Consider the following 14,319-nt stretch of genomic DNA (forward strand, 5'->3'; position numbering starts at 1 on the left):
GTTCCGTATTCAGCAAATCACTACGAGACTACGCGATCACTTACCGAGCGACTTGTTCGCTTGCGTCGCAGCGGCATTCAACGCGTCCGCCGGCTTCGCCTTGCCCAGGTAGATCGATTGCATTGCATCGGTCACAGCCTTCGCGGTGTCTTCCCAACCGGTCACGGTCGGCGCGAAGTGAGCCGTCGGCAGCAGCGCGACGAAAGCTTTGGTATCCGGATCGTTGAACGCCGGATCGGTTGCCTCGGCCTTGGTGGTCGGCAGGAAGCCTTCGGTCGTCGTGAACTCGACGCGTGGTTCCTTCGTGAACAGATAGTCCAGGAACTTCCAGGCCGACTTCTTCACCTTGGAGTTTTTGAACATCACGATCGAGTCGGTCACCGCATACGTGGCGTGCGTCGTACCCATCGGGATCGGATCGATGCCGTACTTCAGGTTCGGTGCTTCCTTCTTGATCTGCTTGGCGAGGAACGGTGCGGAGATCATCATCGCAACACGGCCCTGCTTGAACAGGTTCTGCACGTCTTCGCGGCTGTAGCCGGTCACGCCAGGCTGCGTCAGGCCGTCGTCGATCATCGTCTTGTACAGCGTGGCCGCCTTGATGCCGGCCGGCGAATTGAACGCCGCCTTGCCGTCCTTGCCTACGACGTCGCCCCCGTTGGTCCACAGGGCGTAGTAATAGTAGACGTCGGTTTCAATTTCCTTGCCTTGCAGACCGAAGCCGGCAATGCCCTGCGCCTTCAGTTTCTTCGACGCTTCGATCACGTCATTCCACGTTTTCGGGCCGTCGGGATAACCGACCTTCGCGAGCAGATCCTTGTTGTAGTAGAGCGCGCGTGCGGACGCGGCGATCGGCAGGCCGTACACCTTGCCGTTGATTTCGCCCGGTGCGAGGAACGGGCCGATGAAGCGGCCCTTGAAGCTGGCGTCCATGTAGCCGTCGAGCGGCTCGGCGACGTCGTCCTTCACGAAGTCGAGCAGCCAGCGCGTACCGACAATCGCCAGGTCGGCGTTGGCGCCGCCGGAGATGTCCGTTTGCAGTTTCTGTTGCAGCGTGTCCCAGTTCACGTCTTCGATCTTGATCGTGGTGCCGGGATTGGCCTTCTCGAAGTTATGGGCCATCTTTTCGAAGTACGGCGCGGTCGCATCGCTGTAATGCGCGACCGTCACGCGAACCGTGTCGGCGTGAGCCGCCACGGCGATACCTGCAAACGCGAGCGCCACGGCAACTTTGCCTAGCGCGAGGGAAGCACGGGCATGCAACGACATTTCTCTCTCCTGTGTCGATCGGAGTTAGCGTTTTAACGCTTGCTCCGGTCCCATCCGATGATGGTGGGGGTGGTCTGCTGCCGTCGCCGGCCGCTTTGGGTTAAATTGTTTGAAAAAATCCTACATGACGCAAAATAGCTTGTCACGTAGGGTCTGCCATATTTTTTCTCAGCCAGTTTTGTGCATAAGATGCTGTAAAGCAGGGGTATTCTGCATAACGCGAAGTCACGGATACCCAATCTTCGGGATGACTAGACAATTGTTCGATGCCGGTTTTGTAGGAAATTTACACGCTAAACCGGCGCTGCAACGAGGTTGAGGGCGAGGGCAGACATGAATCGTGTGGTGTTGGTGACGGGCGCTTGTGGCGGGATCGGCAGCGTGTTGTGCAAGCGTTTCGTGGAGCAGGGCGACACGGTGTTGGCGCTCGATGTCGACGCGGTCGCGCTGCACGGATTGGTTGCGCAACTCGGCGCCGCGCATGTCACGCCGATCGCGGTCGACCTGGGTGACGCTGCCGCAGTGCAGCAAGCGGTTGCCGATGCGGTGAAAACGCGCGGTCCGGTGGACGTGCTGGTCGCCAACGCGGGTGCCGCCAAAGGTTTGACGCTCGCCACGACGGATGCCGCCAGCTGGCAGCGCGACATCCATCTGAATCTGAACGGCACGTATCACTCGGTGGAAGCGGTGCGCGCGTCGATGATCGAACGGCAGAAGGGCGTGCTGGTGCTGATCGGCTCGGTGAACGGCATGGCCGCGCTCGGGCATCCGGCGTATAGCGCGGCGAAGGCCGGGCTCATCAGCTACACGAAAGCGCTGGCGATCGAACTGGGCCGCTATGGCATCCGCGCGAACATCGTCTGTCCGGGCACGGTGAAGACGCAGGCGTGGCAGGCGCGCGTCGACAAGAATCCGCAGGTCTTCGAGGATCTGAAAAAGTGGTACCCGTTGCGCGACTTTGCGACACCGGACGACATCGCCGATGCGGTGCTGTTCCTCTCATCGCCGATGGCGCGCGTGATTACCGGCGTCGCGTTGCCGGTCGACGGTGGACTGATGGCCGGCAACCGTTTGATGGCGGAAGAACTGACGCTCGAATCGCTTTGAATGGATTGGATTCGCTTTGAACTGCTTTGACCCGATAGCGCGGCGTGTGCTTTGCTCGATGAAGCAAGGCAACACGTTCGCATGACAGCACGACGATGAGGACAGCATGGCAGCAGTGCAACTAAGCGGCATCTTCAAACGCTATGGCGACACGCAAGTGGTGCACGGCATCGATCTCAACATCGACGACGGCGAGTTCGTCGTGCTGGTCGGCCCGTCGGGTTGCGGCAAGAGCACGCTGATGCGCATGGTGGCGGGACTCGAAGAAATCAGCGGCGGCGATCTGATGATTGGCGGCACGCGCGCGAATACGCTCGCCCCGCAGCAGCGCAATATTTCGATGGTGTTCCAGAGCTACGCGCTTTATCCGCATCTGTCGGTCTACGAAAACATCGCGTTTGGGCCGCGGATTCGCAAGGAATCGTCGGCGAGTTTCAAGCCGCGGATCGAAGCTGCCGCGAAGATGCTGAACCTCGGCAGTTATCTGGATCGCTTGCCGCGTGCGCTGTCGGGTGGTCAACGTCAGCGGGTGGCGATGGGCCGCGCGGTGGTGCGCGAGCCTTCGCTGTTTCTGTTCGACGAACCGCTGTCCAATCTCGACGCCAAACTGCGCGTGCAGATGCGCACGGAAATCAAGGCGCTGCATCAGCGTCTGAAGAATACGGTGATCTACGTCACGCACGATCAGATCGAAGCGATGACCATGGCTGACCGCATCGTCGTGATGAACGCGGGGCGGATTGAGCAGGTCGGCCGTCCGCTCGATTTGTACGACCATCCGGCGAATTTGTTCGTCGCGAGCTTCCTCGGCTCGCCGTCGATGAATTTCGCCGAAGGCGTGTTGGTCAATCGCACGGATGGACAGGGTTTCGCGTTAAAACTCACCGACGGTGGCGAGGTCGTGCTGGAAGGCACGCCGGACTCGGCGGTGGTCGGCGCAAAAATCACGCTTGGTGTGCGTCCCGAACACATTGAAACGATGGCTGACAAGCCGGACACCACGATGGAAGTCGAAGTGGTCGAGCCGACTGGCGCCGAGACCCATTTGTACGGGAAAATAGGCGGCAACACGTGGTGCGTGACAACTCGCCAGCGCTCGAAAGTCGAGCCCGGTCAGCGCGTCACGCTGCGTCTGCCGGCTGAGCATATTCATCTGTTCGATACGGAGAGTGGACGCAGGCTGGTCTGAACCGCGTGTTGCCGCTTGAGGCTGATTCAAGCTGACTGAAGCTGCGATGCGACGCGGATTCAATTAACCCTTAAGGAACACCGGGTGTCCGCACCGAACTTGATTCCCCACATCCGCGGCGCGCTGGCCAATCTGCGGCCCGCCGAGCGCAAGGTTGCCGAGATGGTGCTGAGCGACGTCGACTTTGCGATGCGCGCGAGCATCACCGAGCTCGCCCAGCGTGCGGACGTGTCCGAGCCTTCCGTCACGCGCTTTTGCCGCGCGATCGGCGCACATGGTCTGCGCGACTTCAAGATGCAATTGGCGCAGAGCGTGGCGGGCGGGGTGCCGTATGCGTCGACGGCGGTTGCGCGTGACGATGACGTGCAGACGTTGATGGACAAGGTGGGCGAGGCTGCTGTCGATGGGATCACGCATGCGTGTAGCGCGCTGGATCCGGCAGTGGTTGAGAGTGCGATTGCGGCGCTGTCGAGTGCAGGGCGGGTTTTCTTCTTTGGTGTTGGGTCGGGTTCGGGGCTGGTTGCGCAAGATGCTGCTTTGAGATTTTTGCGGCTTGATATTGCGGCTACTGCGTTTACTGATGGTCATTTGCAGCGGCTTTACGCGGGGCTCATGGAACCGGGTGATGTGGCGTTTGCGATTTCGCATTCGGGCCGCAGCGTCGAAGTGAATGAAAGCATTCAGATCGCCAAGGAGCGTGGTGCTACTACGATTGCGCTGACGAATGTTGGCTCGCGGCTGGCGTGGTTGGTCGATATTCCGCTGCTGCTGCGCGTGCCAAGTCCGATCGATCCGAATACGCCAGGCGTGTCCCGGCTCGTGCATCTGTGCATCATGGATGCGCTGGCGATCGGCGTCGCGTTGAAGGCGCGGCCCAAGACACTCGAAAAGATGCGGCACGCGAAGGCGCGGTTGTCGTCGCATGAGCCGGAAGCGGCGGGGGATTGATTGGGACGGATGGCCCGCTTCTTCAGCCCTGCGGCGAACACGTGAACAGTTACGCTGCTTGAGGACGCCAGGCGATCATGCCCGCAGTCCGTGCACGAACCTCCGGCGAGGCTAAACAGGTCGCAACGGCTTCGTATCCCGGTGTGCCTGGATAGGGGGCGACTAGCGTGGGCGTGCTGTGATTGGCTGGGCACAGAATAATTGATTCGTCAGGGCCGATTGCTGCCAGATCCAGGATCGCCGACGAACGCGTCATCAGAAACAGCGGACGTCCACCCACTTTGGCGCGTCGGCGAAGATGAATGATCAATGCTTCCTGCGTCGCCTGATCTAAGCCTTGCTCCACCATGTCCACCACGAAGGCGGCTGGCCCCTCAGATTCCAGTTCGACGAGCAGAGCGATTAACGCTTCCGATTCTGCTGCGCCTTCTCCGATGAGCCACGCCAGAGTCTGATCCACTCGCGATTTGAGCGCGGCATCCGCTTCAAGGTGGGCTACGGTCGCGGCATTTCCATCCTGCAACCGTTCAAGACCTAGGAATGCGGCATTCGGTATGTTCTCGGCCAGGCATTTCGCCAGCCGTGTCTTGCCGCTTCCCAAAGGTCCAATGATGTAGTTCAGCGGCCGGATGTCGCGAAGTTCGAATCGTTCGCCACCCCATGGCCACGGGAGATCAAAAGCCGTGGCGAATTCTGACGAAGGATTGAGCAGGCGTGCCAGCTCTCCATCGGCAGGCGCCTGACCTCGAGCAAGATCGGACCGAAGCCCTCGGACCTTGGCTATCGTTTCCACGAGCTCCCGAATTCCAGCTTCAAGCGTCGCCTCGTGGGCCGCCAACGCGGGTTCCAGACTCTGCGGGTCGCCTTTCAACACCTGTGCCACTTGGGCGAGGCTGAGGCCGAGCGCGCGCAGGGCCACGATCTCCGCAGCGCGACTCATCTCGTCGGGACCATAGGTGCGATATCCGGCGACCGTGCGTGCCGGCGTCACCAGGCCCCGCTGTTCATAGAGTCGCAGGGCCTTGGTCGAGACGCCGAGCTGTCTCGCCGCTTCGGAAGCACTTAAAAATGGAGTGGGACAACGCATGAGTCACCTCTTCGTTTGCTGACCACTCACATCATGGAGTTGGCCCTTGGGGCCGAGTCAATCGAATAGTTACAGCGCGGCATTTTTTCAGTGTTTCGATTACTTCGCTCGCAAAACGATTGCAAACGGCCTGTTTTCTCGCAAAACGATTACGAGATGGCGCCTTGTCTTGCTGAAATGACTTCGGCGTGCTCAAGCTTTGAATTGCCGACGCTTTACGACACTACCGCCATCCACCCAAACCGCCGTGACAATCTCAGCGTCGCCGCGCGCAAAGTCTGCGCGGGGCCGCCCGTGATCTCGCTATCGAAGCTGCCGCTCGGCCCCATCACCGCGAGCACCAGACAGATGCTGCCGGTATGGTCCAGCACCGGCGCGGCCAAGGTATTGATACCTGGCACAGGCCGGCTCAATGCGGTATCGATGCCATCCGCACGGATTTGCGCGAGCCGCTGCGCATAGGCCTTCGTCTCCTCCGCCTCAGCCCCCGCCAACCGCAAATGATCCTGCGCCAACAACCCAGTACGCACATCATCCGCGACATAAGCAGCAAACACCCGCCCAATCGCCGTATTCACCAGCGACATCACCGTGCCGACCCGCAAGCTCACATGCAGCGGCCGCGCGGACTCCTCCAGACGCACGACGGTCGGCCCGAGCGGCCCAAGCACCGCCATCGCTACGCTCATCCCAGTCGATACCGCCAGTTCGACCACTTCCGGCTCAGCTTCCCGCGTCGGCGACAAACGCTGCAAACCGATCAACCCAAGCTCAAGCGCTAAAGGCCCGGCTTCGAAACAACCTGCAGCATCGCGGTTCAGCAAACCGATCTTGAGCAGACTCACCAGATGCGGAAACGCTTTAGCCGGCGGCATGCCTGCAGCGGCTGCGAGATCGCGCAAGCTCAACGGCCGTGCAGCCGCAACCAGCGCGCCGAGCAACTCGCCGGTGCTATCGAGCGATTGGATACCGCGCTGCGGCTTCGCATCGGCAGAAGCGGCGGAAATACCTGAGGCAGCGTAAGAGGTGTCGAAAGAATCGGTCACGATGCTGAAGAAGCTAACAAGGAAGGCGCTGCCGCAAGCTCAGCGCTAATGTCATGAGCCGCGGCAAGCAGCGCGCGAGCCGTCGGACCATCGGCGGCAACGTCGATCACGCCCGTCGAGCCGATCACCGTCAGCGCGAGGCACAAGCGGCCGTCCGCATCGAGCACCGGCGCACTCAAACTGCTGATGCCCGGGCTCGGCGCATCGACGCTGCATTCCAACGTGCGTGCACGGATAGCATCTAAAGCTGCTTCGAACGCGGCACGTTCATCAGGCGGCGTCATCGCGCTACTCGCAGTACCCGACTGATTCGCCCACATCCCCGCCAACGCCTCGCGTGGCAGATAAGCGCAAAACACGCGACCCGTCGACGTCGCCGGCAGCGACATCACCGTGCCCACGTGCAGATTCACATGCAACGGAAAGCCCGCATGCTCATAGCGGACGATGGTCGGCCCTTGCGGCCCCGCGATACAGATCGCGACGCTGAACCCGATCGCCTCGGCCAAAGCGGCGACGCGTGGCACGGCGGCGCGAAACGCCGGCTGATTCTCCAGATGCATTAACCCAAGCCGCAACGACAGCGGACCGGGTTCATAACGGCCCGACAGTTCGTCACGTTTGATCAGACCTAAGCGGCTCAAGCTCACCAGATAGGCATGCGCTTGCCCCGGCGCGATCTGCGCAGCGGTGGCGAGATCGGACAAAGCCAGCGGGCTGCGTGCCTGGGCGAGCGCCAGCAACACGCGGCCGCCCACTTCGACGCTCTGAATCCCGCGCTGCGTCTTGCCGCCATCCGTTATCTCGCTGCCGCCCGCGCCTCTGCCGGTGGCCGATTTCGCTGCTTTGCTCACACCTGCGCTCGTCCGTAAAAAGGGTCCATGTTAGCCGAAGCCCTGCGCGAAAACCGCGCCTTCCTGTCCTTATCTTAGGCGTTCCTTGATTTGCGTATAGCGATACATTTCGCTATTGACAAATAAACTGGCCCGGCCATAAGATGCATTCACCCCGACATACCGGTGCAGTCACAGAGTCAAAACGGGGCGAGACAATCCCCAATACCGTCAGCCCGCGCCTCTGAAATCGGAACGCGCAGCCGGCCGTCTCGCCTCACGTCCAACTTTTGAGGGAGACAAGCATGGCAAAGGCATTCGCATCCCAGGCCGACCTGGAAGTCAAGAAAGTCACGTGGACCAAGCTATCCGAGAACGCCTACGCGTACACCGCTGAAGGCGATCCGAACTCGGGCGTGATCATCGGTGACGACGGCGTGCTGATCGTCGACACCACCGCCACGCCGGCCATGGCGCAAGACCTCATCGCGAAGATTCGCAGCGTCACCGATAAACCGATCAAATACGTCGTGCTGTCGCACTACCACGCGGTGCGCGTGCTCGGCGCGTCGGCGTATTTCGAAGAAGGCGCACAACAGGTGATCGCGAGCCGCGGCACGTACGAGATGATCGTCGAGCGCGGCGAGCAGGACATGAAGTCGGAAATCGAGCGCTTCCCGCGTCTCTTCGCCGGTGTCGAAACGGTGCCGGGCCTGACGTGGCCCACGCTCGTGTTCGAAAAGCAAATGACGTTGTTCCTCGGCAAGCTCGAAGTGCGCATCGCGCATCTGGGTGCGGGTCACACGAAGGGCGATACGGTGGTGTGGCTGCCGTCGCAGAAGGTGCTGTTCTCCGGCGACCTGGTCGAATACGACGCAGCCTGCTACTGCGGCGATGCACAACTGGAACAATGGCCGGCCACGCTCGAAGCGCTGCGCGCATTGAAAGCTGAGAAGCTGGTGCCGGGCCGCGGTCCTGCATTGACCACGCCGGAAGACGTCAACAAAGGCCTCGATTACACGAAAGACTTCGTCACCACGCTATTGCAGCAAGGCCGCGAAGCTGTCGAACAGAAGCTCGATCTGAAGGCCGCAATGGCGCATACGCGCAAAGCAATGGATCCGAAGTTCGGCCATGTGTTCATCTACGAACACTGCCTGCCGTTCGACGTCTCGCGTGCCTTCGACGAAGCGAGCGGCATCACGCATCCGCGCATCTGGACCGCGCAACGCGACAAGGAAATGTGGGACGCGCTGCAAGCCTGATAACAGCATAGAAACGCCGGAAAGCGTCAAGCAGAGCAGAGATGGACGGAGACACAAGATGAGCATCAACTACCAGACGCTGTCGTTCGACTATAAGCCGTGCCGGGAGCAGGCGGAGCAGGGCGACGCGGAACAGGTGGCCTATCCCGTGATCGTGGTCGGCGCGGGGCCAGTGGGCCTCGCTACCGCGATCGATATCGCGCAACAGGGCGTGCCGGTCGTATTGGTCGACGACGACTGTTCGCTGTCCACCGGTTCGCGGGCGATCTGCTTCTCAAAGCGCTCGCTCGATATCTTCGACCGGCTCGGCTGCGGGCAGCGCATGGTAGACAAGGGCATCAGCTGGAATGTCGGCAAGGTGTTCCTGAAAGATGAACTGGTGTACACGTTCAATCTGCAACCGGAAGCGGGCCACAATCGGCCCGCGTTCATCAACCTGCAGCAGTACTACGTCGAAGGCTTTCTGCTCGAACGCGCGCAGGAGATGCCGAATCTCCAGATCCGCTGGAAGAGCAAAGTGGTCGGCGTGCAGCAGAACGGCACGGCTGGTAGTGCTCAAGCCAGTGTGACGCTGACGGTCGATACACCGAACGGTCAGTACCTGTTACGCGGCCGCTATGTGGTGGCCGCCGATGGCTCACGCAGCCCGATGCGCAATCTGATGGGACTCGACAGCCACGGCGTGACGTTCAAAGATCGCTTCCTGATCGCGGACGTGAAGATGGAAGCGGAGTTTCCAACCGAGCGTTGGTTCTGGTTCGATCCGCCGTTCCATCCGAATCAATCGGTGCTGTTGCATCGTCAGCCGGATAACGTGTGGCGGATCGATTTTCAGTTGGGCTGGGACGCTGACCCGGTGCTGGAAAAAACGCCGGAACGCGTGATCCCGCGCGTGCGTGCGTTGCTCGGACCGGATGCGAAGTTTGAACTGGAATGGGTCAGCGTCTATACGTTTTCGTGTTTGCGCATGGACCGTTTCCGGCACGGCAACGTGTTGTTCGCGGGCGATTCCGCGCATGGCGTGTCGCCGTTCGGCGCCCGTGGCGCGAATAGCGGCGTGCAGGACGCGGAAAACCTCGCATGGAAACTGGCGATGGTGCTCGAAGGCAAAGCGTCCGACGCTTTGCTCGATACGTATGCAAGCGAGCGCGAATTCGCCGCTGATGAAAACATCCGCAACTCCACGCGTTCGACCGATTTCATCACGCCGAAGAGCCCGGTTAGCCGCGTATTCCGCGATGCTGTGTTGAAGCTCGCGCAGCATCACCCGTTTGCGCGGCAGTTGACGAATAGCGGCCGCTTGTCGGTGCCGGCGGTGTTGCGTGATTCCCCGTTGAATACGGCGGACAGCGACAGCTTTGAAGGTCTGATGGTGCCGGGGGCATCGTGCGTCGATGCGCCGGTTCATGTCGCCGGGGAATCCGCATGGTTGTTACAGCAACTCGGTCAGCAGTTCACAGGCGTGTTGTTCTGCGGCTCGGAAGGTATCGATCAGATGACGCAAGCTGCGTTGGATACGTTGCAAAGTGGGCCGATTCCGCTGAAGCTCGTCGTCGTGGTGACGAGTAACGATGCGCAGGTTGCTGCGGCTTCGGGTGCAAAGGTGGTGCACGACGTCGACGGTCTTGCCGCCGCTCGTTACGACGGCAAACCGGGCACGTTCTATTTGATCCGGCCGGACCAGCATGTGTGTGCGCGCAGTCGGCAACTCGACGCGAGCTTTGTGGCAGGTGCGTTGAAGCGAGCGTTGTGCGTTGAGGGCACGGCCTGAAGGCAGGGCAAACGCAGCACGTCGGCAAAAGAAAATAGCAGGAGACAGTGATGGCATTGAACACGCAACCCAATCTCGCCCGCCCCGACGATTTCTACGAGGCGCTGATCGACATGCATCGCGATCTGGACGATGCGCAGAGTCAGTCAGCCAACGCGCAACTGATCTTGTTGCTAGCCAACCATATCGGCGATCACGCGACGTTACTCGAAGCGATGCGGCACGCACGTGAAGGCGTGACCGATATTTCGGGGCAAGGTGCGCAGACCCATTCGCTTGTTGCCTGAACATGAATCACGACAAGCGGTAACGATATAACGCTGCACGCGCGTGGCCGTTCGAGCCACGTGCAATTCACCACGGCGCGCGGCGTATTTATACCGCCGCATGTCGTCCCAGTAGAAAACCGAAACGCGGCGCATCAAGACGCCGGACCCAGCGGGTCCGCTGGACCCTCACGTTTGGAGATAACCGATGAGCCAATCCCTCGCCCCCGCGCTGGGCGCGTCCGCCGTTGCGCACGACGACCTGCTGTATCGCAAGGTCTCGATGCGGATTATTCCGTTTCTTTTTCTGTGTTACGTGGTGTCGTTCCTCGACCGCATTAACATCGGCTTCGCGCAATTGCAGATGAAGCACGACCTCGGTTTCAGCGACGCCATGTATGGTTTGGGCGCGGCGGTCTTCTATATCGGCTACGTGTTGTGTGAAGTGCCGAGCAACATGCTGCTCGCGCGCTTCGGCGCGCGCCGCACGTTCACGCGGATCATGCTGTTGTGGGGCATCGCATCGGTCGGCATGATGCTGGTGTCGAAACCCACGCACTTTTACGTGCTGCGTTTCATGCTCGGCGTGTTCGAAGCGGGGTTCTTTCCCGGCATCGTGCTGTATCTGACCTACTGGTATCCGGCGCGGCGGCGCGCAGCCGTGCTGTCGATTTTCTTCGCTGGCGTCGCAGTGGCGGGTGTGCTCGGCGGCCTGGTGTCCGGCTGGATCATGCGCGATATGGGCGGCGTGATGGGGATGTTCGGCTGGCAGTGGATGTTCGTGATCGAAGGTGCGCCTGCCATCGTACTCGGCCTGCTTGCCGCGTTTTATCTGGTTGACGGTCCGCAGCATGCAACGTGGCTCAACGACGCTGAGAAGGCACAACTGATCGCGCAGCGCGATGAAGACCGCCGCGTTTCATCGGACGCGCATTCATCGCGCTCCGTCATGCAAGCGCTGCGTAACCCGCGGGTGTATCTGTTCGCGTTCATCTATTTTTCGCTGACCTGCGCGTCGCTGACGCTGAGCTTCTGGATGCCGCTGATGATTCGCGACTTCGGCGTTCACGATGTGCTTGCGATCAGTCTATATACCGTGATTCCGAATGCGGTCGGCGCAGTGGGCCTGATTCTGATTGCGCGGCACTCGGATCGTCGTGGCGAACGGCGCAGGCACTTTGCGGTTTGCACGATCGGCGGCGGCATCGCACTGTCTCTGCTGACGCTGCATCTGAGCAGCTTCCTGGCGATGCTTGCGATTCTCTCGCTGGCGGCCGTGCTGATCTTCGCGGCGTTGCCGATTTTCTGGACGGTGCCGTCGGGCTATCTATCGGGCACTGCGGTGGCGGCCGGAATTGCGCTCATCAGCAGCATCGGCATTACGAGCGGGATTGTCAGCCCGTGGGTGATCGGTCTGATCAAGACGCACACGGGCAGCATGGACAATGCGTTGTATGTACTGACCGCGCTGTTGTTCGTCAGCGGCGTGGCGTTGCTGCTCGGCGTGCCGAAGGAAGCGAAGCGGATCTAAGACGTGTGCGGGCCGCTGATCAAACACGCGTTGATGATGTCTGGATCGGTACCGCTCTAAAGCGCCGCATAAGCAACCGCTATCGCAGCCGCCAGCCTGGCGTTGTTGAGACCGATCTGAACGCTGCATTCCGCGCTTGCCCCGTCGGTCAATGCATTTACACGGGAAATAAGGAACGGTGTCACGCCCTTACCGGTGATACCTTCCGCATCTGCTTCCGCCAGTGCCTGCTCAATCGCGAGATCGATGTCCTCACGTGGCAACGCGAATGGCTCTGGAATCGGATTGGCAACCACAAGGCCGTTGTTCAGGCCTAGCGCCCAGTTGACCTTCATGACACGCGCTATCTGTTGAGGATCGTCGAGGCGCACATCGACACCGAACTCACTGTCGCGCGTAAAGAACCCGGGAAGACTGTCAGTGCCGTAGCCGATCACCGGTACGCCGTGCGTCTCCAGGTATTCCAGGGTGAGCTGGACGTCGAGGATCGATTTGATGCCGGCACACACCAATGCGACCGGCGTGCGGGCGAGCTCCTGCAGATCAGCTGAGATGTCGAAGCTTTCCTGCGCGCCCCGATGTACGCCGCCGAGACCGCCAGCGGCGAATACACGGATCTTCACCAGGTCGGCGATGAGCATCGTCGCCGAGATCGTCGTCGCGCCATCTGCGCCACACGCAACCAGAATCGGAATATCGCGTCGGCTGACCTTGGCCACATCGCGGCCGCCGCGAGCGAGGCGCTCAATCTCCTCACGTGTGAGTCCGACCTTAATACGGCCGTCCAGAATCGCGCAGGCGGCAGGTATCGCGCCGTGGGCGCGGACTTCGGCTTCGAGCACAAGCGCCGTTTCGGCGTTCTTTGGCCAAGGGGCGCCATGCGAGATGATCGACGACTCGAGTGCCACAACCGGTCGCCCTGCGTCCAACGCCGCAGCGACTTCCGGGTGGACATCCAAAAAATCACTTAGTCGCATCATCTCTCCTTGGCCAGGGTGAGCGCAGTGTCCTCGATCATGTCCTCCTGGCCGCCTACCATGCCACGGCGCCCCAGTTCGACCAGGATATCACGAGCCGGTACGCCGTACTTTTGTCCTGCGCGCTTTGCAAACAGGAGGAAGGAACCGTACACGCCTGCATAACCAAGAGTGAGCGCATCGCGATCGACGCGTATCGGAAAGTCCATGATCGGCACGACCAGGTCCTCGGCCACGTCCTGAATCTTCCAGACGTCGACGCCCGTCTGAATGCCCATGCGATCGCACACCGCGACGAGTACTTCCATCGGCGTGTTACCGGCGCCCGCGCCCAAACCCGCGGCGGCTGCATCGATTCGGGTGGCGCCAACCTCGATGGCGGCGATGGAGTTCGCTACCCCCATGGCGAGGTTATGGTGACCATGAAAGCCGAGTTCGGTCTCTGGTTTCAGCGCCGCCCGGACAGCGGCAAGACGGGCCTTGACGTCCTCGGGCAGCATATAGCCGGCGGAATCGGTCACGTAGACACAGTTCGCACCATAGTCTTCCATTAGCCTCGCCTGCTTCACGAGACCTTCAGGCGTATTCATATGCGCCATCATCAGAAAGCCGACGGTATCCATACCGAGCTTGCGCGCGAGCGTGATGTGCTGTTCAGAGACGTCGGCTTCCGTGCAGTGCGTGGCCACGCGGATCGTGTTCACACCAAGCTCGTGTGCCATTTTCAGATGGTCCACCGTGCCAATGCCCGGAATCAGCAACGCCGAGACGCGAGCCTGCTTCATGAGGGGAATGACGGCGGAGAGGTAGGCCTCGTCCGTGTGAGCGGGAAAGCCGTAGTTCACGGAGCTGCCGCCCAGGCCATCGCCGTGCGTGACTTCGATCAGCGGCACGCCGGCTTCGTCCAGACCTTGCGCGATCTCCTTCATCTGGTCCAGCGTCATCTTGTGACGTTTCGGATGCATGCCGTCGCGTAGCGTCATGTCATGCACCACGACCTTCTTGCCTTTGAAGTTCATGTCCGATTCCT

General features: G+C 60.8%; 13 protein-coding genes. 7 read left to right on the plus strand and 6 right to left on the minus strand.

What is annotated here, in order from left to right; translation table 11 throughout:
* Positions 1–36: 36 nt before the first annotated feature.
* Positions 37–1,269: an ABC transporter substrate-binding protein gene (locus tag BM438_RS29745; protein ID WP_093641949.1), complete on the minus strand. Its 1,233-nt coding sequence runs from the start codon at positions 1,267–1,269 to the stop codon at positions 37–39.
* A gap of 333 nt (positions 1,270–1,602) precedes the next feature.
* Between BM438_RS29745 and BM438_RS29750 the strand changes: the two genes are divergently transcribed.
* The 3 genes from BM438_RS29750 to BM438_RS29760 all read left to right on the plus strand — a co-directional run bounded on the left by BM438_RS29750 (position 1,603) and on the right by BM438_RS29760 (position 4,513).
* A complete protein-coding gene (locus BM438_RS29750) occupies positions 1,603–2,376 on the plus strand; it encodes an SDR family oxidoreductase (protein WP_093641952.1) in 774 nt (257 codons plus the stop codon).
* A 106-nt stretch (positions 2,377–2,482) separates the two neighbouring features.
* Entirely contained in the window at positions 2,483–3,565 is a 1,083-nt protein-coding gene (locus BM438_RS29755) for an ABC transporter ATP-binding protein (protein WP_093641955.1), read from the plus strand.
* Positions 3,566–3,649: 84 nt separating this feature from the next.
* Entirely contained in the window at positions 3,650–4,513 is an 864-nt protein-coding gene (locus tag BM438_RS29760; RefSeq protein ID WP_093641958.1) for a MurR/RpiR family transcriptional regulator, read from the plus strand.
* A 49-nt stretch (positions 4,514–4,562) separates the two neighbouring features.
* Here BM438_RS29760 and BM438_RS29765 read toward each other — a convergent pair whose 3' ends face one another.
* The 3 genes from BM438_RS29765 to BM438_RS29775 all read right to left on the minus strand — a co-directional run bounded on the left by BM438_RS29765 (position 4,563) and on the right by BM438_RS29775 (position 7,500).
* Entirely contained in the window at positions 4,563–5,600 is a 1,038-nt protein-coding gene (locus tag BM438_RS29765) for a MerR family transcriptional regulator (RefSeq protein WP_093641961.1), read from the minus strand.
* A gap of 215 nt (positions 5,601–5,815) precedes the next feature.
* Complete coding sequence (locus BM438_RS29770; protein WP_208620720.1) at positions 5,816–6,646, minus strand: IclR family transcriptional regulator; 831 nt, start codon at positions 6,644–6,646, stop codon at positions 5,816–5,818.
* The gene (locus BM438_RS29775; RefSeq protein ID WP_093641964.1) at positions 6,643–7,500 is read right to left on the minus strand and encodes an IclR family transcriptional regulator; all 858 of its coding nucleotides are present in this window, start codon (positions 7,498–7,500) and stop codon (positions 6,643–6,645) included. The genes BM438_RS29770 and BM438_RS29775 overlap by 4 nt, the downstream gene beginning before the upstream one ends.
* Before the next feature lie 284 nt (positions 7,501–7,784).
* On the opposite strand from BM438_RS29775, the gene BM438_RS29780 reads away from it, so the two are divergent.
* The 4 genes from BM438_RS29780 (at position 7,785) to BM438_RS29795 (ending at position 12,312) form a co-directional block, all read left to right on the plus strand.
* A complete protein-coding gene (locus tag BM438_RS29780; RefSeq protein WP_093641967.1) occupies positions 7,785–8,744 on the plus strand; it encodes an MBL fold metallo-hydrolase in 960 nt (319 codons plus the stop codon).
* Positions 8,745–8,802: 58 nt separating this feature from the next.
* Positions 8,803–10,515: an FAD-dependent oxidoreductase gene (locus BM438_RS29785; protein ID WP_093641970.1), complete on the plus strand. Its 1,713-nt coding sequence runs from the start codon at positions 8,803–8,805 to the stop codon at positions 10,513–10,515.
* Between the two features lie 50 nt (positions 10,516–10,565).
* Positions 10,566–10,802, plus strand: coding sequence for a DUF2783 domain-containing protein (locus BM438_RS29790; RefSeq protein WP_093641973.1), 237 nt, complete (start codon positions 10,566–10,568; stop codon positions 10,800–10,802).
* Positions 10,803–10,989: 187 nt separating this feature from the next.
* Complete coding sequence (locus BM438_RS29795) at positions 10,990–12,312, plus strand: MFS transporter (protein WP_093641976.1); 1,323 nt, start codon at positions 10,990–10,992, stop codon at positions 12,310–12,312.
* Positions 12,313–12,368: 56 nt separating this feature from the next.
* Here the strand turns inward: BM438_RS29795 and BM438_RS29800 are convergent, their stop codons facing one another.
* Both BM438_RS29800 and dmpG read right to left on the minus strand, forming a co-directional pair.
* Positions 12,369–13,292: a pseudouridine-5'-phosphate glycosidase gene (locus BM438_RS29800; protein WP_208620721.1), complete on the minus strand. Its 924-nt coding sequence runs from the start codon at positions 13,290–13,292 to the stop codon at positions 12,369–12,371.
* Positions 13,289–14,308 carry a 4-hydroxy-2-oxovalerate aldolase gene (gene dmpG, locus BM438_RS29805; RefSeq protein WP_093641984.1) on the minus strand — a complete coding sequence of 340 codons (1,020 nt, stop codon included), beginning with the start codon at positions 14,306–14,308 and terminating at the stop codon, positions 13,289–13,291. The genes BM438_RS29800 and dmpG overlap by 4 nt, the downstream gene beginning before the upstream one ends.
* Between the last annotated feature and the right edge of the window lie 11 nt (positions 14,309–14,319).

This window comes from Paraburkholderia aspalathi (genome assembly GCF_900116445.1).
In the GTDB taxonomy this organism is placed as follows: Bacteria; Pseudomonadota; Gammaproteobacteria; order Burkholderiales; family Burkholderiaceae; genus Paraburkholderia; species Paraburkholderia aspalathi.

What these genes read in the sequence shown, in the direction of transcription:
- BM438_RS29745 (WP_093641949.1), bottom strand. Translation starts at nt 1,269, where the DNA reads ATGTCGTTGCATGCCCGTGCTTCCCTCGCGCTAGGCAAAGTTGCCGTG.
- BM438_RS29750 (WP_093641952.1), top strand. Translation starts at nt 1,603, where the DNA reads ATGAATCGTGTGGTGTTGGTGACGGGCGCTTGTGGCGGGATCGGCAGC.
- BM438_RS29755 (WP_093641955.1), top strand. Translation starts at nt 2,483, where the DNA reads ATGGCAGCAGTGCAACTAAGCGGCATCTTCAAACGCTATGGCGACACG.
- BM438_RS29765 (WP_093641961.1), bottom strand. Translation starts at nt 5,600, where the DNA reads ATGCGTTGTCCCACTCCATTTTTAAGTGCTTCCGAAGCGGCGAGACAG.
- BM438_RS29780 (WP_093641967.1), top strand. Translation starts at nt 7,785, where the DNA reads ATGGCAAAGGCATTCGCATCCCAGGCCGACCTGGAAGTCAAGAAAGTC.
- BM438_RS29785 (WP_093641970.1), top strand. Translation starts at nt 8,803, where the DNA reads ATGAGCATCAACTACCAGACGCTGTCGTTCGACTATAAGCCGTGCCGG.
- BM438_RS29790 (WP_093641973.1), top strand. Translation starts at nt 10,566, where the DNA reads ATGGCATTGAACACGCAACCCAATCTCGCCCGCCCCGACGATTTCTAC.
- BM438_RS29795 (WP_093641976.1), top strand. Translation starts at nt 10,990, where the DNA reads ATGAGCCAATCCCTCGCCCCCGCGCTGGGCGCGTCCGCCGTTGCGCAC.
- BM438_RS29800 (WP_208620721.1), bottom strand. Translation starts at nt 13,292, where the DNA reads ATGATGCGACTAAGTGATTTTTTGGATGTCCACCCGGAAGTCGCTGCG.
- dmpG (WP_093641984.1), bottom strand. Translation starts at nt 14,308, where the DNA reads ATGAACTTCAAAGGCAAGAAGGTCGTGGTGCATGACATGACGCTACGC.